Raw genomic sequence first — 19,494 nt, 5'->3', positions numbered from 1 at the left:
CCAGCATCGTTACCTCGGTGCCGCTGCCGGGCGTTCGGCTGTTGCGCCCTGCTTGAAGGCGTCTAGTAGCGATTCCTCCTCGCTCATCTCTGCGGGCCGCTGCTCGGCGACGAGTCGGCCGTCACCGACGACGCCGACGCGGCTACAGATCTCCTCGGCGACCTCGATCTGATGTGTCGAGAGGAACAGCGCGTTGTCCTCGCTCCGGTACTGCTCGAAGTACTCTTTGACCCGCTCTTGCATGATCGGATCGAGGTTCGCGAGCGGTTCGTCGATGAAGACCACGTCGGGGTCGTGGAGAAACGCCTGCGTGATCATCACCTTCTGTTGTTGGCCCCGCGAGAGGTCGGTCGATATCGCGTCGAGTTTTTCGGTGAAAGAGAGCCGATCTGCCCACTCCTCTATCCGGTCATCGAGTAGATCTGCCGGCATCTCGCGTACCTGCCCGACGAACTCGAAGTACTCTCGGGGCGTGAGAAAGCTAGGCGGGGACTCCTTTTCGGGCACGATACCGACGAGACGGCGAGTTTCTATCGGCTCCGTCGCCGGATCTGTGTCCAGGACGGAGAGCGTCCCATCGTCGGGTGCTAACTGCCCGGTCAGTAGCTGAATCGCCGTCGTCTTCCCCGCGCCGTTGGGGCCGAGTAATCCGAACAGTTCGCCGCGGTCGACGGACAGAGAGAGGCCGTCCAGCGCCTGAAAATCGCCGTATCGCTTGCCCACGTCTGTTAGTTCGATTGCACTCATAGTCAACTACTGGTAGGTTCCGGCGAACCGACAATAAACTCCCGGACGCGGCAGAGCGTTCCCTCCACGGGCGCAGTGTTAGGTATCTCCTCGTTCCTCGTCGGACTTATCCTGAGCGCGAACCGATTCGCCCGCCTGATCGCGAACGCGCCCGCCGGCGCGCCCGCCGGCGCGCTCGTCGACCGCATTGGCACCCGGAGGCCCTTCGTCGTCGGACTGTTCGTCGAGGGCATCGCGACGCTGGGCTACGTCGTCGCCGTCGTCGCCCCCGCACCAGAGGTGTGGTCTCTGCTCGCCCGGATCCTCTGGGGCGTCGGGAGCGCCCTCGTGTTTGCCACGGCCTATACGATTACAGCAGACGTCAGCGAATCCAGTTCGCGGGGGACGAGCATGGGCATCGTCCGTGCGGGGATCACCTTTGGCTTCCCCGCCGGTCTGGTGCTCGGTGGCCTGGTCAGTGATCTCTACGGCGTTGAGGCCGCGTTCGTCCTCGCGGCGTCGTTCGCGCTCTTTGCTGGCGTGCTCGCGTACTTCATCATCCCCGAGACCCACACCGGCGCGATAGAGCGCCGAAAAGGCGGCGTCAAGCCCTGGGAGATAGACACCTCGCTGCCCGCATTGACCGTCGGCCTCGTCAACTTCGGCGTCTTCTTCGCGTATATCGGCGCGCTCTTTGCGACGCTCGTCGTCTTCCTCGTCGAGCTAGAGATCGGTGTCCTCGGCTTCGATGCACAGGGGACCTCCGGCCTCCTCATGGCTGTCACCGTACTCGCTGGGTCGGCGTGCATGCTCGGCGGCGGGAAACTGAGCGACCTGTACGGCTATCGCGTTCCCATCGTCCTCGTCTCACTGGTCGTCTCGGGGGCTGGGTTCCTGTTGCTCGCGACTGCCAGTTCGATCGGCCGGTTAATCGTCGCCTGTCTGTTGATCGGCGGCGGACAGGGCGGCACCGGCGGTCCGATGATGGCGCTGTTGGCCGACCTCACTCCCGACGAACGGATGGGACGCGCAATGGGGACCAACAACGTCCTCGGGGACATCGGCGGCGGTCTCGGACCACTCGTCACGCTCCCGCTCGTCGAACGAGTCGGGTTTGCACCCATCTACATCGCCTGCGCGGTGATCCCCCTGGTCGCGGGCGTCGTCTTGCTGGTCGGAATCCGTGCGGAGACTGGCAGCCTGAATCCGTCACTGGCACTGCAGGTCGGAGACTGATCGGATCCGGTTCAGGGCCAGAGTCCACGCGCGTCATGGGCTTCAGCGATCCGGGAGAGGGCTACCGCGTAGGCCGCATCGCGCCACGTCGACGCGCCGTTTTCCTTCTCGGCACGGACCGCATCCCACGCCGAGAGCATCTCGGTTTCTAGCTCCTCGTGGACGCGCTCTGGCGACCACGACTGTCTGTTGATGTCCTGCAACCACTCGAAGTAACTGACCGTGACACCGCCGGCGTTCGCGAGGATATCGGGGATTACGGTTACGCCACGCTCCGCGAGAAGCTCCTGTGCCGTGCTCGTCGTCGGGCCGTTCGCTCCCTCGACGATCAGGTCGGCCTGGACATCGCCCGCGTTCACCTCCGTCAGGACGTTCCCGATAGCTGCGGGAATCAGGACGTCGACATCGAGTTCGAGCAGTTCATCGTTCGTGACGGCCAGCGGGGCGTCCTGTTCGAGTACCGCTTCCGGCTCCTCGTCGTGAGATGGAACCGAGCCTGTGTCGATCCCGTCGGGATCGTAGATCCCACCCGTGACATCGCTGACCGCGACGATGTTTGCGCCCCACCGATCGAGGAGGCGGGCCGCGTTCGCACCCACGCTACCGTAGCCCTGTACGGCGACATCCGTCTCTTCGATGTCGCGCCCGTAGTACTCGATCGCTTCGCGCGTGACGATGGCGACGCTTCGTCCGGGCGCTTGTTCGCGCCCTCGCTGCCGCCGACGACCGGCGGCTTTCCGGTCACGACGCCAGGAATCGTCTCGTCTTCCTGCATCGAGTAGGCATCCATCACCCACGCCATTGTCTGGGGATCGGTCCCCATGTCGGGGGCCGGAATGTCCTTCGTTGGTCCGATCACGGAGCGGATCTCCTGGGTGAACCGACGCGTCAGCCGTTCCTTCTCAGCCCTGCTCAACGATTTCGGGTCGACTGCGACACCGCCTTTCGCGCCGCCGAAGGGGAGATCCATGACTGCACACTTCCAGGTCATCCACATGCTGAGGCCGACGCACTCGTCCCGCGTCACCTCGGGATGATACCGGAGCCCACCTTTAAACGGCCCTTTGACGCTGTCGTGGTGGGCCCGATACCCGGTGTACACCTCGACGGTGCCATCGTCACGTTCTATCGGCACCGTGACCTCGTGGACAGATGCCGGATGGTTCAGTTGTTCGACGATTGCAGGATCGATATCCAGCCGCTCGGCCGCGTGGTGTAGTTCCCGTCGCGCCGTCTGGAGGGCGGACTCCTCGTCCGACGGCTCGATGGTCGCACTCTCCTCACCGTCGCTGTGCGTCGGCTCGGATGCCATCGTTACTCGATTGGTGTTCCCCTGTTTCGTAACTCGCCGCCACACTCCGGACAGAGACCCGGGCTATCCGGATCGACGACGATAGTTCCACACTCGAAGCACTCGTAGGTCACGTCTTCTGACGAATCCTGGATTACGTCTTTCATGAGCATTTTGGCCACATCGATCGCTTGAGTGGCGTATAGAGAGCTATCGGATGTATAGAAGAAAGGCTGGTTGTTAACTGATGAACCTAACTATCGATTACTTGGTTCATATGTTAACCACGCCTCCCGGCAAGCGTTTCAGAGCCCAGGCAGTTGAGGACGGGGACTCCGCGCTACCGCACAGTTGAACAGCGCAAACACTTCGTGTCTGCTGGCTCGACGAGTCCTATGCCCCGTCGAATATCGGAAATCTTCGATTTCCGGGACCAATGAGGCTCACGCTTCATCGAACACCGAATCGAACAACTTCCGCTCGGCCGCCCGGATGTGGTTCGAGAACGCGGGCGGTGAGATGTCGAGCATCTCCGCTACCTCCGTACCGGTGTGATCCCGCGGCGACTCGAAGAAGCCACTGTAGTACGCAGTCTGACTCACCTCCAGTTGCCTGTCGGTGAGCCGATCCAGCGCCTGCGACTGGACCGTCTCCGCGACGGAGCGATCTAGCTGCTGTTTCGACCGCAGTTCGACCCCAGTAAACAGTTCGCGGACGAGTTGGCTGATGTGGCGGGACGCGACGCTTTCGGGCACCTCGACGACGAGCGTCGTCGATTCGGGATCGGCCGACGCGCTCCGGAAGACGGCCCCGTGATCGGCGAGTTCGTTCGCGAGGAACGACTGTCCAAGCCGGATGCCCAGCACGCCACCGTCCTCGTCACCACTGATCTGTCGAACCTCCTCGACTGCGACGAGGTCGGCGGTGATCTGTTCGACGCGCTCGATTGGGGCTCCGTCGACGGTGACGAACACGTAGCTTCCCTCTGCTGTCTGCTGGACGCCGCCCTGATACGACAGCTCACAGTCGGCCTCTCGTGCGACTTTGGAGAGAACGAAGCTCGGATCGTCGATGTCGAACTCGATGCGAGTTACCGATCGCGTCAACAACGCGTTCTTCCGTTCGATGGCGCTCGTCGCCGAGGCGATAGTCTCCCCGAGTTCGCATAACACCGCCTGCACCGTCTCGTCGAACGCGTCCTGGGTTTCGGCATAGACGTTCAACACGCCGTACGAGAGGTCGTTGTACTCCAGCGGAATGCTGATGACTGACAGGAAATCCCGCGAGAGCGCGTTCGTTCGCCACTCCTCTTCGCGCAGGCGACCCGCTACGTTCGAGATCTTCGTCACCTCTCGCGTCGCGGCCGTTCGCCCTGCTGGCTCGACTTCAGCCTCCCCCACGGAAAACTCGATGCTATCCAGATATCCGCCTTCCGCGCCGGCCCAGGCCCGCGGCACGACTGTTTCGGTCGCCGGATCGGCGTCACCGATCCACGCGAACGTGAATCTGTCGTCGGCTGTCAGTAGTTCACAGACCGTGTGGTCTATCTCCTCGCGAGTTTCGGCCTGGACGACGGCCTGATCGATCTCCCGGATCGTCTCGTTGATGCGGTTCAATCGCGTGAGTTGTTCGTTCTGCTGCTGTAGCTCCCTGTCCTGTCTGCGAAGTTGTGTCTCTCTTGTCACCCGGTCCAGCGCCGCTTCTGCAGTCGCTGCCAGCAGATCGGCAGCTCTCTGGTCACCTCGTCGAACTCCCCGATAGCCGACGAGCCAGCCACGAACACCCCGTGGTTGCCAAGCGGAATGTACGCCGTACTTCGAAGTTCCGTCGCCTGATCGTCGAGTCGCGGCGAGTCGTGGATGTCGTCGACGAACAGTGCCTCGTTGTCGACGAAACTGTGACTGGGCAGGCTCTCGGCATTGGCAGGGACGTCCGGAAGCGGCCCGTGTAGCCGATCCATCGCTGGAGAACTCGCAGTCGGTCGAAGTTCGTTGTTCTCCGCGTCGAACAGGTAGACAGCGCTCGCGTCGAGGTCGAGGACGCCCGCCGTATCGTCGACGACCTGCGCACCGATCTCCTGGCGAGTCTCGGCGTAGAGAAACTCCCGGGCGGTCTCCTGCAGTGTCGCAAGCGCCTCTTCACGCTGTTTCCGTTTTGTCACGTCCCGACAGCTGTACAGCAGTGTGCCGTCCTGTATCGACACCTCGCGGACGTTGACCAGGAGGGTGTGTTTACGACCCGCCTTGTCGGTCGCGCTGACCTCGATGTTTTTCAACACGCCTTTTTCTGCCAGTTCCTCGCGGTCGAACAGATCCTCGCCGAGCAGGTCTTCGATGGTCCCAAGTTCCTGGATCTCGTCGGCCGTGTAGCCGAAGATGAAGTTGACGTTCGGACAGACGTAGGTGTACTCGCCGTCCTCGTCGGTCATCAGGACCGTGTCCGTCATGTTGTTCAGCGTCACGCGATGCAGTTCCTCCGAGCGGCGGAGATCACGTTCGAGCGCCACCCGATCGGAGATGTCGACCGCCTCGACGACGATGGATCGAAGCCGACCGCGCTCGTCCTGAACCGGCCGGGCGGAGAGATCGACGACCTGTGCGTCCGGCGCGACGGATCGCGTCACGACCGCATTACCGAACTCCCCGTCGATTGCCGTCTCGACGATCCGGCGAACATCCGACTGGACGCCGCTCTCGCCTGACCACGACGGGAGCGCCCAGAACCGCTCGCCAAGCACGCTCCCCACATCGCCCTCGATCAGTTCGCGGCCGGTTTCGTTCGCCCGCCGGAGCGCGCCTTCCGGGTCCAGTACCCACGTCGCAGTTCGCGGGTCCTGAAAGATCGCGTCGAACTGTCTCGCGCGGTCGCGCTGTGTCGCCGTCCGTCGGGCCGTCCGGACGCTCTCGTCGATCCGGTCGAGTAGGGTGTCGAACCCCCATGGGATTCGTCGAGCGGTACGTACTCGGAGACGTCGGCCGAGACCGCTTTACTCGCGACCGACTCGTCGCCGATCGTCGTACAGAGCACGGTCGGGAGCGTTCCCGACTCCTGCCGAACCGCCCGCAGTAGCTCCGTGCCCGTCGAGTCCTCGAGCGCGTACGCCGTCACGAGGCACTCTACCGACCCGTCACGGACGGCTTCGAGCGCCGCTCCAGCCGTCGAGACCCTGTGAACGTCGCCGGCCCGCGCCTTCAGTACCGCCTCGAACTCGTCGACCCACGCCGCCGTCCCGGCGAGGAGTACGCGAGTCGAATCCAGTGTCTTCGATTTGGGCGCCATTTCCTCATCGTAGCCCACACGGCCTGTTCAAGATATCGACGTGATCGATGCTCCTGTGAACGGTTGTCACACCTGCGATGCCGACCCAGTACCGGATCGGGAGGGATATGGGGCACGGGCCGAGAGGAGTAGGTATGAACGACGAAGACGCTCATGCGGGCTGGTTTGCCGGGGTCGATCCGGCGGATCCGGACGCCGCCGCGATGCAGATCCGTGAGGGACGGGCGGAGACACCGGAGGCATGGCCGACTCTCGCAGTCGACGAGGGTGTCGTCCCGGACGAGGACGCCTACTACGACGCGCTCAGGGAAGCAACACTGACCGCCGCTCGAGACGTCGTCAACGAGAGAGAGCGCGCCGACGACCGACAGTTGATCCACGCCGTCCGCTCGATGGACGACTGCGAGCGGGTCGCCAACGAACTCGCCGAACGACTTACCGAGTGGGCCGGCAGTCTGGACGACGAGGCTGGCTCCGGCGTCGAGTACGCGCGGAGCATCGTCGGATCGGACGACGTGGCGGAGCCGCGCCTGCTCTCGCTCGCCGAGCGGATCGTCGATCTGGACGACGAGGCCGACCAGCTACGAGCCTTCATCGAGCAACGCGCGCCGGACGTGGCACCCAATCTGGCGGCGCTCGCGGGGCCGGTACTCGCCGCGCGACTGATCTCGCTGGCCGGCGATCTGGAGTCGCTCGCCAAAAAACCCAGCGGCACCGTGCAGGTGCTCGGCGCGGAAGACGCCCTGTTTGCCCACCTCCGCGGGCACGGCACGTCGCCGAAACACGGCGTCATCTTCACCCACGAGTACGTGCGGGGAACCACCCCTGACGAGCGTGGCTCCGCGGCACGGGCGCTCGCCGGAAAGCTCTCTATCGCCGCCCGGATCGACCATTACTCCGGCGAGTACAACCCCGAACTGGAGGCCGAACTCGACAGACGGATCGAGCGGATCCGCACCCGAGGTGACGACGAATGAGTCTGCCCGAGAGCGTCACCCGGCGGGAGTTCGACGGCGAGGAGCGACTCGCTACCCGCGGCCAGCCAGTGTACGGCGAACCGACCGACGGCGACTGGCGGCTCTGGGACGCCCGGCGCTCGAAACTCGGCGCGATGTTCGAGTTAGGGATGGAGACTGGTCTCGCCGACGGCGACCGCGTCCTCTATCTCGGTGCCGCGAGCGGGACGACGGTGAGCCACGTCGCGGACTTCGCCGGGCCGACCTATGCAGTGGAGTTCGCCACGCGCCCCGCGAGAGACCTGCTCGACGTCGCCGAGGACCGCGACCGCCTGTTTCCGCTGGTGAAAGACGCCAGAAAGCCAGACGGGTACGCACACGTCGTCGAAAGCGGTCTCGACGCTATCGTACAGGACGTCGCGACGAGCGGCCAGGCCCGCGTCGCCGTCGAGAACAGGCGATTCCTCGCCGAGGACGGTCGCCTCGTTGCCGCGTTCAAAGCCAGAAGCGAGGACGTCACGGCCGATCCGGCGGACGTCTTCGAGCGCGTCCGATCGACGCTCGAAAACGGCTACGAGATTCTCGATACCGAACGGATGGAGCCGTTCCACGACGACCATCTGGCAGTCGTGGCGACGCCCCGCTGAGCGGGGTGAACCGCTCCAAGATGTCTGTTTCTATCATATATGAGTAATTTTATTATGTTTGTCTAAAACGTATCAGATGGATGCGAAAGCCCTCCAGGCGACGCTTCCTACTGGGAGTGCCGTCACGATCACTGCCGTGAGCGGTTGCGTTAGTACAGACGATTCTGAGCCCCAGCCAAGCGACGATAGCCCTGCGGACGACGAGCCAGAATCCACAGATGCCGACCCCGAGGAGCCCGAAGTCCCCGACGATATCGCGGCGATGTACGAGCACCTCCCCGCGGAGTCGGCCGTCGAGATGGAGTATCAGCTGTTCATGTTCGCCGACCTCGACGAGTTCGAGAGTCGCAAGGAACTCGGCGTAGAGGGCGACATCATCGACGCTTTCGACGACATCGAATTCGAGGACGCTAACTATCTGACGCTGATCCGCTCGAACGGGTACGGGAGCGTTATTGGTGCTCTTAGCGGCGACTTCGACCGCCCGGAGCCCGGAACCGAAGTCGGCTCCGAGGGCGACTGGCGGCTGGCCGAAGACGACCAGTACGCGTTCGCAAGCGACGACGGGATCGCCGTGTTCGCTGCGGATCAGTCCGGCCCCCAGAGCGATAGTGCCGAGGCGGCCGTCGACGCCGACGTCGAGAGCCTCGGAGCCTCGGCCGACGGCGTCCCCGAAGCGTTTGGACGCCTCGAAGACAGCGGCTTTGTGGTGTTTATCCCAGATGTCGACGGAACGATTTTCTCCGGCATCGGCCACGAGAAACTCCGGGCCATGGCCGCCGGATTCGAGACGTATCCGGGACAGCAGGACGGGACGGTCGAAAACGAGTATCTGCTGTATCCCGCTGACGGCGCTACCATCGATGACGACGACGTTTCGGACCTGCTCCCCGTGATCGAGCAAGGGGAGGTCCTCGAGACCGAGATCGAACGTGACGACGCCGTCTACGTCGAGGCTGTCGTCGAACAGCCGCTCAGGCGGGATCCGGATGCTGCACCGGACGCAGAGATCCGCTCCTCGTTCGACCCCGACGAGGGCACCGTCGAGATCAAACATCGGGCCGGCGATACGATCGACGCCGACGAACTGGAGCTATGGATCGACGGCGAGCGCGCCGCGCGCCAGCCAGCCGACCGCCACGACGAGTTCGCGGCGGGCAACACCATCGAGACCGAGGCCGAGCCCCTGACTGCCATCGCGTTACGCTGGGTCGACGAGGAAGAGACTGTTCAGTACGTCTACGTACAGTTGATCGTCGGCGAGGACGATTTCACAGCAAGCTACGACTACGACGCTACCGCGGTCGAGGTTACCTACCGTGGCGACCGCGAGGCAGACCCCACAAAGCTCGCGGTGAGGCGCGAGCGAAGCGACGGGACGAGACCGACAGAGCAGGTCGATACGTCCCAGGAGACGCTCACTGCCGGCGATACAATCACTATCGGAGACGTCGAACTCGAGGAGTCAATCGCGTTGAGACCCGACATCCCCAACGAGCCTCGCGGTGCCTACTGGACGGTGCTGCACTTCCGCGCATCGCCGCCGCGGGTTCATTTCCGCCAGCGCGAGGAAGGGGTGACCGTGACCTACCACGGGGACCAGGAGCTTCAGGCGTCGGAAATCCGAGTGCTCGTCGACGACGAGCCTGCGGCGACGCAGTTCGAGGACGATCACGAGACCCTCGGGGGCCGGGACAGTGTGACGCTGGAAGGCGTTCAGACCGGCAGCGAGGTCGTCGCCGAGTGGGTCGAACCGGACGAGCCGATGGAGGTCGGGAGCCTGTTGGTGACGCCTCAGTCCCACCTCGAATCGAGCTACGCCGCTGACGGCACGGTCAGTATCAAACACGCGCAGGGTGAACCGATCGACGCAGCCAACCTGGAGCTACGCGTCGAGGGAGAGGTCGCCGACGAGCAGTTCGTCGACGACCACGACACCTTCGCGGAGGGCGATACCTTCTCGACGGTGGTCGAGCCGTTCGTCGTCGTCAGCGTCGAATGGGTCGGAGCCGAGGAATCGACGGATAGTACCGAAGACGACACCGGAGAAGACTCCGCAAGCGGCGGCGTCGAACGGAGCATCAGGGCTGGTAGCCAGACCCAACTGGTCCAGTTCGTTACCGGCCAGGAGTTCATAGACGTAGGCTACGACCCCGATGCCGGCGAGGTCGAACTCGTATACGTCGGCGAACCGCAGGCCGATCCGGATCGACTTGTGGTCCAGCGTCGCGGTGATGCCGCCCCCGGTGGCGAGACGGCAATCTTCAGCGAGGAGTACGACACCCTGACGCAGGGTGACAGCGTCGTGCTCGACGACGTCGCGACGGACGAGCGAATGCAGGTGGTGCTCTCGGACGACGCGGCCGCCCATAGGGCGATAGTTCACTTCACGCCGGAGCCGCGCTACTCGTTCCGGTTCGACGAGCGTGACGGTGAAGTCATCATGACCTATTACGGAGAGATCGACCGCGACGCCGAACAGTTCCGCGTTCTGGTGGACGGCGAGCAAACTGAGATCCAGCCTGCTGACGAGTACGATACAGTCTCCATGGAGGACGAACTCGAACTCGGCGAGTTTGCCAGCGGGGTAACACTCGTCGTCGAGTGGACCGTTCCGGACGAACCGGTCGAGGTCGACAACCATGTCGTCCTTCCCGACGCGGCCTTCGCGGCCGACTACGATCCGGAGGCGGGCACGGTCGCTGTCACTCACGCAGGTGGAGACGCGCTGACGCCACCCACCTCGGCATCGCCGTCCAGCCAGTCACCGATGGTCTGGTCGACTGGGAGGGTGCTGACACCGTTACCGAGGGCGACGCAACGACGATTGCTGCGCCTGAACAGCCACGCGCGGTCTACGTCGTCTATCGGGAGGGTGGCGTTCTCGAAGAAATCGAGTTCGGCGACGAACCGTAAGCAGTCTCTCTACCGCGGCGTCTCCGTTCCCCATTCTTCCAGCGCCGTATCGAGGGCTGGCACCGATTCGGCACGGCGTTCGAGCGACTCACCGTCTACGTAGGCCTCGACGGCCTGCCTGAGCGCCCGCGCACCCGCCTCGGTGCCGTCCGGGTGGCCGTGAATTCCGCCACCCGCTTGCACGCAGACGTTCGTCCCGACGGCATCGAGTAGCTGATCGACGATGCCGGGGTGCAGTCCGCCCGAGGCGACCGGCAGGACGTCGGTCGTGCCGTAGAGGTCGCTCCGGAGCCATTCGTTGATGCCGACCGTATCCTCGTTGGCGAGTTTGCCGAGTCCGGCCGTACCCGTGTGGATGTGGTCGACACCGGCGAGTCGTGCGAACTGAGCGAGACAGCGCATCGAGACGCCGTGATGATCGAGTCGGTCGAAGGCGGCGTGCATCGCCCGGTGGGCGTGTATCGCCAGCCCGAGGTCCTCGCAGGTCTCGCGGACAGTCTGGAGCCCCGACCACCCGGCGGTGATGATGTCGACCATCACGAACCGGCCGCCGTGGTCGGCGACGAACTCGGCACGACGGACCATCTCGTCGGTCTCGGCGGTGATGTTGATCAGGTAGCCTTTCCGCTCGCCGGTCTCCGCTTCGAGTTCGTCTCTGGCGGCCAGACTCCGCCGAACGCGCTCCTCGAAGGGGTTGAACGACTGATCGGTCAGGTTCTCGTCGTCTTTCAGCAGGTCGACGCCGCCGCGCCACGCGTCTCGGCCGATTTCGACGTGACGATCGGTCGAGAGTCCGACCTTTGGCTTCGGAACGGTCGCGGTGATCGGTCGGTCCTCGGCGTCGAGTAGTGCTGTTCGGACGGCCGAACCGAACTGCGGGCCCCGAAAGCTCTCGACGAGGGATTCCGGCCACTCGCAGTCCAGCAAGCGGATCGAGTCGACGGCCTTCATCCCCATGATGTTCCCGGCGATACACGAGAGGATCTGCGGGAGGCTACCGGCCTCGAACAGCGCCGTCGGGTAGGCGACCAGCGCCCGGTCGTCGCCGATATCGAACGCGACGGCACTGAGGTCGGTGACGTCCTCGCCGGCCTGCAGTGGTGCCCAGGTTCCGTTCGAACTCTCGGAGGCGACACGACTCGCCGCGTCTTCCATGCTCATTCCCTCTGCCGGGTCGAGTCGGAACTCGCAGACGAGATCCGTTGCGACCGGTTCGTAGGTCGGATCGAGGAAGTCGTCGTATTGGATACCAGTCATGTTGGATGTTACCGTTCGACAGCTACCCGTATAGCCTTTTGGCCGGAAAAGCACAGGTACAGTCCGCTCGGAATCGGCGTATACTCACTCAGACTCGAAGTTCGTAACCGTGATCCGCTCCGCTTCGACGTCTTCGAGGGTAGCGCCCCAGCCACCGATCGTTACGACATCGTCGCCGGTGTCGACGCTGATGGCCGCGACGCCCGCGTACTCGGCCACCGAGGGGTTCGCATCGGCTTCCCGCATGCCGTCGTCGAACTGGTTCGTCGTTCTGATGTCGACGAGACGACCCTGGATCGTTCGCGTATGGGACGTTGTCGTATCCACGCCGACGACGTCGACTTCGATTTCGGCTTCATCGTCGTACAGCGGCTTGACGTCGCGGACGAAATATCGCAGATTGACGTAGTTACGTAGCTCTCCTTGCGCCGGATCCACGTACAGCGTCTCCCAGACGTCCCACATCGACGTGAGGAAGAACCAGTGGAACACGTAGGTGTGGGTTCGGTCGTCGACCAGGACGCCGTACTGATTGATCGAGTCGCTGTGCGGGGCGAAACAGGTCTTTTCTCTGTCGACGATTACGACGAACGGCGAGGGGAGCGGGCGATGGCGGGCTTCTGTACACGCACCGGGCAGGGCTTCGTCGTCGATGGTGTCCCGCTCCCGGGAATGGAGCGATAGCTTGACGAGGACGTCGTTCTCGATGGCCTCGACGAGCGACGGTCGAAGCTTTCGAACTGGTCCGGCGTCACTGCCAACTGGACCTGATTATCGGCTTCGCGGATGTACCGCTTCGCGCTGTCAAGGACTGTCTCGAACCGCGAAACGATGCTCACCTTGCTCTGGCCCATCTCTGGCTGGTTCCACCGCTCTTCGATTTCCGAGGCGGCGCTCTCGAACTGGGATGCACGGGAGCGGAGATCATCGAGCACCTCGTCGGGGTCGTGTGCTCTGGCGTGGAGGCTATCCTGCTCGTACGTTTCGATGAATCCCTTCGACTCCAGATCACGAAGGACGTCGTAAATCCGCGGATCGGGAACCTGACTGAGGTCCGCGAGATCAGTCGCAGAGGCCGAACCGAGCTCGAGAAGCGTCACGTACGCTTCCGACTGGTACGGAGAGAGTCCTGCGTCCTCGAGAACGGTCGTCAACTCGTCTTGTTCCATGGTTGTGTACCGTTTGAGTCTCTTTGTCCACTGCCTTTCGGTTCTTCCGCCCACGGGCCGTGGGTGCGCACTCCACTGAACTCTCTCCGGTTTCGAGTTCGGAGGCGAGCCCTGTCCCCGGATGGCTCTCTCCTGTCCAGACCCATGGGTTCCGGTCTGCTAGCCGTTACGCTCATGCCACTAATAGGTACAACACCAGTAATAAAATAGTGGTGACTGCGGCAGTTGCCTCCGCTCTCCTGCTGGATTACCGCGTAGTCACCGGGGGTTCGTCGCGACCGACGTGGATCTCGTGGGCTTCGATATCCTCGAAGGCGGCAACCAGCCCTCCGATTTCGAGTCGCTCAGACCCCGTATCGACCGTTAGCGACGCGACCTGTTCGCTCTGGTCGAAATCTACGTTGGCGACCCGCCCGCTCACGCTTCGTTTGCGCCCCGTCTCGACGTCCCGTCCATCGATAGTCGCGTAGAACTCTCCGCCACCCCGATTGATATCTTTGACACACCGACGGATCGAGGCGTAGCGCCGCGGGAACGATCTGCCCGAACCGTTCTCGGCGAGCGTCTCGGCCGCTGTCGTCCAGAGCACCGTGCCAAAGAAGCCAGAGACCAGAAAGCCAAGCGCCGACCGATTGAAGATGACGCCGTATCGGTCACGGTCGTTGTTCCGGATGGCGTCCTGCGTGGCGTAGACCGAGTACTCCCAGTCGGCAACGGCGATGATTGGCGTCGTGATGCCCTCGCGGGCCCGCGCGGTGGTCGCAACGTCGAGATAGTCGTACTCGTCGGGATCCGGCGCTTCGGCCGCAGGCGTCACCAGCAGGTCGATACTGATACCGTTCGCGCGCTGTGTGATCAGTTCCGTCTCGAACCGCTCCAGTAACTCCGGCGTCAACGAGAGCGCCAGTTCGTACTCCGCGGACTCGATCGCATCCTCGACGTACCGGAGGATCGTCGACCGGGACTTCACGAGCGAGACGGCCTCGGTGTCACGCGCCGGTGCGGTGTACCGTGCATCGAGTTCGGCGATCATGTCCTCCAGCGAATCGGTCACGTCCGCGAAGGCCATCGACGGATCGACCGCGGTGATCTTCATGGGCCGCGATTCGCGGAGTTCGACCAGTCCCCGATCGCTGAGGCTCCGGACAGTGTCGTAGACCCGTGGCTGCGGAATCTCCGTGTTCTCCGCAATCTCGCTCGCGGTGAGCGTTCCCTGTTCTAGAACGGCCAGATAGGCGTCGATCTCGTACTCCCCGAGATCGAATCGGTCGCCGACACGTTCCATCTGTCCTCGCAAGTCATCGGAGCTCATACACTATCCACCGTCCTCTAACGATAAATTATTTATTATATTCCGAGTAGCACACTATTACTCAATCGAGTATCTATGTCGAGCCTTGGCCCTGCTCGACCGCGGGGAGCCGTATCACGACCGTCGTCCCCGAGTCGGACCTGATCTCGACGGTTCCGCCCGACTGCGAAACGATCCAGTCGACGAGCCAGAGTCCCAGACCGCCGCTGTGGTGCAGATGCGAGATCTGTTTCTCGCCAGTGAAGACGGACCGCTCCTCCGCGGGAATCCCCGCACCGTCGTCGCTGATTCTCAGTTCGACCTGATCGTCTATTCGTCGGATCTCTATCTCGACGGTCGGGTCCGCTCCGGCATGTTGTCCGACGTTCGTAAGCAGTTCGTCGATTGCAGTCGCGACTGCGGGATCAGCCGAGACATGTGCCGCTTTCGGCGCCTCGACGGCGGTGGTTACGTTCGGATATCTGTCCTCGAACGATTCGATCTGGTGCTCGAGGACCTCCACGAGATCAACGACGCTGTCGTGGCGGTCCGCGTCCCTCGTGACGAGTCTCTCGGTCATCCGCGCGCGATCACTCATCGTCAGCAGTTGCTTGCAGGTCTCGACTATCTCGCGGACCGTTTTGTCGTCGGCGGTATCGAGTCGACCGATGCGTCCGATCACGACGTTCAGCGTGTTCCGGAGGTTGTGGCGCAACAACCGGTTCAGTACGAGCAACATCTGCTCCCGTCGGGCGAGTGCTGACGCAAGCCGGTCAACTGCCTCGTTGATCTCCGTCCATTCGTTGCTCCCCGTGAGTGAGATCCGCTGATCGTACCGCCGCTGTTCGAGTTGCTCCAGCCTGGTCTGTAGCCGCTCCGTCTGCCGAATGTGGTTGCGATAGATCCAGAGTCCGAACCCGCCGACTGCGGCGAGCAATACGAGACTCGACCCGATCTGCACGAGCGCAGCCGCTGGATCTCCTCGGTTACCGCGCCTTCCCGGTGATCGACGGTGACGGTCCATCCCGTCGACTGGACGGTTGCAGTTCCGCTGATCGTCGTATCGAACTGCTCCTCGCTCTGAAACAGTGCCTCCGTCCCCGACATCACCGAGACGCTCGTATCGGAGATGTTCCGGAGGCCGACTGCCGACTGAAAAAACGACCCGTCCAGATACAGCGCCGCGTTCAGGGTCCCCACGATGTCGTTGCCCTCGTAGATCGGCATGCTCAGTACGACGATCCGGTTTCCGGTCGCTGCCCGAAGCGGTTCGCTAATGTACTCCTCTCCGGCGAGCGCGCTGGTTACGTACTCCCGGTCGCTGTAGTCCTGCCCGATTACGGTGTCCGGCGAACCGCCCGTCACCGTCACGAGATTGACCATCTCCCCGTCCCTGTCGACGACTGATACGCCGCCGACGCCGTCGAGGGACTGGACGGTCTCAAGTGCGGTCCGCTGGGCGTCGGTGCCGTGGTCGGAGAGTCGTGGATCGTCGGCGACAACCTGAAGTGTCTGCTGGTTCGACCGCAGTCGCTGGTCGAGTGTCGATGCAGTCTGGCCCGCCCGGTCGTCGATGTCCGTCTGTGCCTCGTCGATCGCGGCCGACCGCTGCGAGTTGAACGTCACGAACATCACCCCGCTGATAACTACCGCAACGAGAACCAGACTCAACAGGAATTTTCGGCGGAGTTGCATCGGTTTCTACTACTCGTCTCCGGGTGCTCCTGGAGCGTTTCCAGGCATGCGACGCCTCACGTGGGAGACGCTACGTTCCGACGCACTCGTGCAGGCGATGGGGCTCACGACACTCACCGTAGATCCGACAGGATCTCGCCTGCGTGTCCCTCCGGATCGACGCCCTCGTAGGTGGCGACGATCTTGCCGTCCTCGACGACGTAGGTGTTTCTGAACACGCCGTCGAAGGTGTTCCCGAACATTGACTTCTCACCGTAGGAGTCGTACGCGCTCGCGACCGCGCCGTCCTCGTCGGACAGCAGCGTAATCGGCAGGTCGTACTCCTCGGCGAACTCCTCCAGATCGGTGACCGGGTCGTCGCTGATCCCGATCACGTCGACGCCAGCCTCGTCGAACTCGTCCCAGCGATCCCGGAAGCTACACGCCTCGGTGGTGCAGCCAGGCGTATCGGCGCGGGGGTAAAAGTAGACGACGACGCGGCCGTCGAACGACGAGAGCGCGACCGACTCTCCGTGCTGGTTCTGCAGTTCGAAGTCGGGCGCGTCTGCGCCTGTGTTGAGCATATCGAACCCTGACGGGTAAGTGTAAAACGAGTTTCGGTTCGGGGGTCAGTCGATCCGCTGTGCGGCGTCCTGCTCGACCAGTGGCTCCGCGTTGGCCGTCGGTAGCGTCACGACGTCCTCCGCGCTCAGTTCATACTCCCGGTCGTCGACGCCGAAGATGTCGCCGATCTCCTCTGTGATGCGGACGGTCGTCCGCTCAGTACCGTCAGAGTCCGGGGGCTTGCCCCTTCCTCCGGCGGCATCTCGGGCGTCGCCCCGGCGTCGTCTCCCGGCGGATCCGCCCTCGGTGTCGGGGCTTTGGAGGCATCCACTGTCGACTCGGTCGGATCGTCAGTCTCCTCGTTTCGGGGGCGGCCTCCGCTCCGTCGCCGGTCATGAGGTCCGCGGCGTCGACGCTCGGGTTGCTCGCCGACTCCGCGTCTGCTTCGGCCGCCTCATGTGGGGCCGGTGGCGTTGTCGGGTCGGCGTCGGGACTCCCCGTCTCAGTGGTGTCGGACACGGGGGTCGCAGTACCGGTCTCGGCGGGCGTCGATACCGGACTCGCTTCGCCCGAAAGGATATCGAGGACGTGCCCTTTGTTCTGTTCGATGCGGTCGACGAGGTCGGTGAACAGTTCCGACTCCTCGGCGGTTAGCCCTTCCTCGTCGGAGGGCATTCCCGCGGCCGCGAGGCTTGCTCGCTTGACGATTTTGCCCATTCGGCGCTCGTAGACGGCTTCCACGACCTCCTCGGCAGTCTCGATCTCATCAGAGAGTTGACTCACCTCCGAGGATGCGAACGGATCCTCCGCACGCTCGGCCGCACGGTCACGTTCGTTTTTGAGGTTCGCGATGTAGTCACCGACGTCCTCGTAGAACGAGTCGCGCAGATGCTGTAGGCTGTCTTTCTGGCGCTCCTTGCTCTGTACGGAACGCAGGTCGTCGAGATTCATTCTTTTTCCTTTTCGGCGTGACCGCGGGCCATCAGGTAGACGCCCACGTATTCAGGTACGATTTGTGCACCCTCTGTGATTGTAAAGCTATCGCCGCCCAGTTCGATCTCTCCGCGCTCCGCCCCAGTTCCCGGGAGGCCGTCGAGGTCCGGGACGTCGATCCTGATCTCCTGTCCGACGAACTGCTCGGGCACGGCGTCGGCGAGCGGTCTGAACGAATCGAGCGCGTCGCGACTGACCCGTGTCACGGCCAGGCCGGTCCCGCCATGGAGGCTTCCGGGTAGACGGATGAGTCGGTTCGTGTCGGTCGTGACCGGTTCGTCGATCGGCGCGCTCTCAGTTTCGAGGACGTCCTCGGTGAGCAGGCGTGCGACCTGGTAAAAAGCGGGGTGGACATCGATGTTGCCCGCCGCGATCTCGTCGTAGTTGTTCCGTGCGGCGGTCAGCGCGGCAGTCGATTTCCCCTCGCCGATCCGGTCGAACTCCTGTAACCGTTCGAGCGCATCCTCCTCGGGGAGGTCGAGCAGGTCGTCGACGAACGAGACGAGTCGCGAGTGAACGCGGCCGCTCCAGCCACCGTCCGTGACGAGCGAGCGTTTGTGTGCCGGGCAGAGCGGCCGGCGGTCCCGCCGACAGCCTCGTGCTCGATGAGGTTGTCGAATTCGACATCGATGCCGCGGACGTAATCGACGATCTCACGCCGGTCGTCCCGGTCGAGTTCGAGGATCCCCTCGTCCCGAACGTGGACGTGATAGCCTCGGCCGCCCGAAAAAACGATCGTAGTGTCCTCGAAGCCGAAATCGGACTCCAGGAAATCGAGCAGTTTGATCAATGCGTCCTTGCAGGTCGCGAGCATCTCCTCGTAGCTGTCTTCCTCCGGCGAGACTCCGGGAAGGTGGTCGGCGTCGAGGTCGAACACGAGGTCGGAACTCCGCCAGCCTTTCTGTTGCATCGTCCCGGCACCCGGGTCGTCGTACCGCCCGGCCGAGAAGTAGACGTGGCGCGGGCGCTTTCGGGCGAGGAAGTCGTCGAGCGACCCGATATCGAGCAGCGAGCGATGGCGTACCATGGTGGTTCCGGAGCCAGCAGTCCACGGAATGAAGCCCCACTCCCGCAGATTTGCGTCCGGGGGCGGCGACAGCGCTGTCCGGCGATAGTAATCTCGGAACCGGCCGCGGAGGTACGCACGGGTACGCTCTTCCATCGGTTACTGTCGTATGAGAGCGAGCATAGTTAAGGTACCGTTACAGTCGCGTCGGTGAGACAGGGTATCAAGGGTGTCCCTCGTCGGATCGCCAGCAGGCAGCCGAAGTAAGACAATATTACGTCGCTTCGGGCAAACCCTGCGTTCTATACGATAGTCCTACCGGTATTTGCCCCAGTATAACTAACCGGTAAAGGGCCTTGTAACACTCCGATGTCAGAACGAGGATCTGCTGGGTCCGAGTCAGACCCCAACCGACGCCAACTGCTCGGTTTGCTCGGAGTAACCGGTCTTACTGCATTGTCGGCGACGCTGGTGGCAACGGGCACCTCA

General features: G+C 63.2%; 10 protein-coding genes and 6 pseudogenes. 4 read left to right on the top strand and 12 right to left on the bottom strand.

What is annotated here, in order from left to right; translation table 11 throughout:
* Positions 1-9: 9 nt before the first annotated feature.
* Positions 10-747: an ABC transporter ATP-binding protein gene (locus ACFQH2_RS10735; protein WP_377053471.1), complete on the bottom strand. Its 738-nt coding sequence runs from the start codon at positions 745-747 to the stop codon at positions 10-12.
* A gap of 57 nt (positions 748-804) precedes the next feature.
* Here ACFQH2_RS10735 and ACFQH2_RS10730 point away from each other — a divergent pair.
* A pseudogene (locus tag ACFQH2_RS10730) lies at positions 805-1,962 on the top strand (MFS transporter); the annotation flags it as partial.
* Between the two features lie 11 nt (positions 1,963-1,973).
* Here the strand turns inward: ACFQH2_RS10730 and gdhB are convergent.
* The 3 genes and pseudogenes from gdhB to ACFQH2_RS10715 all read right to left on the bottom strand — a co-directional run bounded on the left by gdhB (position 1,974) and on the right by ACFQH2_RS10715 (position 6,532).
* Positions 1,974-3,274, bottom strand: a pseudogene (gene gdhB, locus ACFQH2_RS10725) (glutamate dehydrogenase GdhB).
* A 2-nt stretch (positions 3,275-3,276) separates the two neighbouring features.
* On the bottom strand, positions 3,277-3,420 hold the full coding sequence (locus ACFQH2_RS10720; RefSeq protein WP_377053467.1) for a rubrerythrin-like domain-containing protein: 144 nt from the start codon (positions 3,418-3,420) through the stop codon (positions 3,277-3,279).
* 276 nt (positions 3,421-3,696) lie between these two features.
* A pseudogene (locus ACFQH2_RS10715) lies at positions 3,697-6,532 on the bottom strand (bacterio-opsin activator domain-containing protein).
* A 134-nt stretch (positions 6,533-6,666) separates the two neighbouring features.
* Here ACFQH2_RS10715 and ACFQH2_RS10710 point away from each other — a divergent pair.
* From ACFQH2_RS10710 to ACFQH2_RS10700, 3 genes are all read left to right on the top strand, one after another.
* Positions 6,667-7,509, top strand: a complete 843-nt coding sequence (locus ACFQH2_RS10710) for an NOP5/NOP56 family protein (RefSeq protein ID WP_377053463.1) — start codon at positions 6,667-6,669, stop codon at positions 7,507-7,509.
* Entirely contained in the window at positions 7,506-8,135 is a 630-nt protein-coding gene (locus tag ACFQH2_RS10705; protein ID WP_377053461.1) for a fibrillarin-like rRNA/tRNA 2'-O-methyltransferase, read from the top strand. The genes ACFQH2_RS10710 and ACFQH2_RS10705 overlap by 4 nt, the downstream gene beginning before the upstream one ends.
* Before the next feature lie 76 nt (positions 8,136-8,211).
* Positions 8,212-11,154 carry a hypothetical protein gene (locus ACFQH2_RS10700; protein WP_377076727.1) on the top strand — a complete coding sequence of 981 codons (2,943 nt, stop codon included), beginning with the start codon at positions 8,212-8,214 and terminating at the stop codon, positions 11,152-11,154.
* Here the strand turns inward: ACFQH2_RS10700 and rbcL are convergent.
* The 8 genes and pseudogenes from rbcL to priS form a co-directional block, all read right to left on the bottom strand.
* Complete coding sequence (gene rbcL / locus ACFQH2_RS10695) at positions 11,061-12,308, bottom strand: type III ribulose-bisphosphate carboxylase (RefSeq protein ID WP_377053457.1); 1,248 nt, start codon at positions 12,306-12,308, stop codon at positions 11,061-11,063. The two genes, ACFQH2_RS10700 and rbcL, sit on opposite strands and share 94 nt — an antisense overlap.
* Before the next feature lie 84 nt (positions 12,309-12,392).
* Positions 12,393-13,477: pseudogene (locus ACFQH2_RS10690) on the bottom strand (TrmB family transcriptional regulator).
* A gap of 247 nt (positions 13,478-13,724) precedes the next feature.
* Positions 13,725-14,789, bottom strand: a complete 1,065-nt coding sequence (gene trmB, locus ACFQH2_RS10685) for an HTH-type sugar sensing transcriptional regulator TrmB (RefSeq protein WP_377053453.1) — start codon at positions 14,787-14,789, stop codon at positions 13,725-13,727.
* 73 nt (positions 14,790-14,862) lie between these two features.
* Positions 14,863-15,507, bottom strand: coding sequence for a sensor histidine kinase (locus ACFQH2_RS10680; RefSeq protein ID WP_377076726.1), 645 nt, complete (start codon positions 15,505-15,507; stop codon positions 14,863-14,865).
* Complete coding sequence (locus ACFQH2_RS10675; protein ID WP_377076725.1) at positions 15,492-16,463, bottom strand: cache domain-containing protein; 972 nt, start codon at positions 16,461-16,463, stop codon at positions 15,492-15,494. The genes ACFQH2_RS10680 and ACFQH2_RS10675 overlap by 16 nt, the downstream gene beginning before the upstream one ends.
* A gap of 113 nt (positions 16,464-16,576) precedes the next feature.
* On the bottom strand, positions 16,577-17,026 hold the full coding sequence (gene bcp, locus ACFQH2_RS10670; RefSeq protein WP_377053449.1) for a thioredoxin-dependent thiol peroxidase: 450 nt from the start codon (positions 17,024-17,026) through the stop codon (positions 16,577-16,579).
* Positions 17,027-17,071: 45 nt separating this feature from the next.
* Positions 17,072-17,957, bottom strand: a pseudogene (locus ACFQH2_RS10660) (hypothetical protein).
* Positions 17,954-19,161 (bottom strand): annotated as a pseudogene (gene priS / locus ACFQH2_RS10655) (DNA primase small subunit PriS). Before priS ends, ACFQH2_RS10660 begins: the two co-directional pseudogenes overlap by 4 nt.
* Positions 19,162-19,494 lie beyond the last annotated feature (333 nt).

This window comes from Natronoarchaeum sp. GCM10025703 (assembly GCF_042661985.1).
In the GTDB taxonomy this organism is placed as follows: Archaea; Halobacteriota; Halobacteria; order Halobacteriales; family Natronoarchaeaceae; genus Natranaeroarchaeum.
Note: the sequence above shows the minus strand (reverse complement) of the source record. Positions and strands in the feature narration are given on the sequence as shown.

What these genes read in the sequence shown, in the direction of transcription:
- ACFQH2_RS10700 (WP_377076727.1), top strand. Translation starts at nt 8,212, where the DNA reads ATGGATGCGAAAGCCCTCCAGGCGACGCTTCCTACTGGGAGTGCCGTC.
- ACFQH2_RS10680 (WP_377076726.1), bottom strand. Translation starts at nt 15,507, where the DNA reads ATGTTGCTCGTACTGAACCGGTTGTTGCGCCACAACCTCCGGAACACG.
- ACFQH2_RS10675 (WP_377076725.1), bottom strand. Translation starts at nt 16,463, where the DNA reads ATGCAACTCCGCCGAAAATTCCTGTTGAGTCTGGTTCTCGTTGCGGTA.
- ACFQH2_RS10710 (WP_377053463.1), top strand. Translation starts at nt 6,667, where the DNA reads ATGAACGACGAAGACGCTCATGCGGGCTGGTTTGCCGGGGTCGATCCG.
- ACFQH2_RS10705 (WP_377053461.1), top strand. Translation starts at nt 7,506, where the DNA reads ATGAGTCTGCCCGAGAGCGTCACCCGGCGGGAGTTCGACGGCGAGGAG.
- bcp (WP_377053449.1), bottom strand. Translation starts at nt 17,026, where the DNA reads ATGCTCAACACAGGCGCAGACGCGCCCGACTTCGAACTGCAGAACCAG.
- rbcL (WP_377053457.1), bottom strand. Translation starts at nt 12,308, where the DNA reads ATGACTGGTATCCAATACGACGACTTCCTCGATCCGACCTACGAACCG.
- ACFQH2_RS10720 (WP_377053467.1), bottom strand. Translation starts at nt 3,420, where the DNA reads ATGAAAGACGTAATCCAGGATTCGTCAGAAGACGTGACCTACGAGTGC.
- ACFQH2_RS10735 (WP_377053471.1), bottom strand. Translation starts at nt 747, where the DNA reads ATGAGTGCAATCGAACTAACAGACGTGGGCAAGCGATACGGCGATTTT.
- trmB (WP_377053453.1), bottom strand. Translation starts at nt 14,789, where the DNA reads ATGAGCTCCGATGACTTGCGAGGACAGATGGAACGTGTCGGCGACCGA.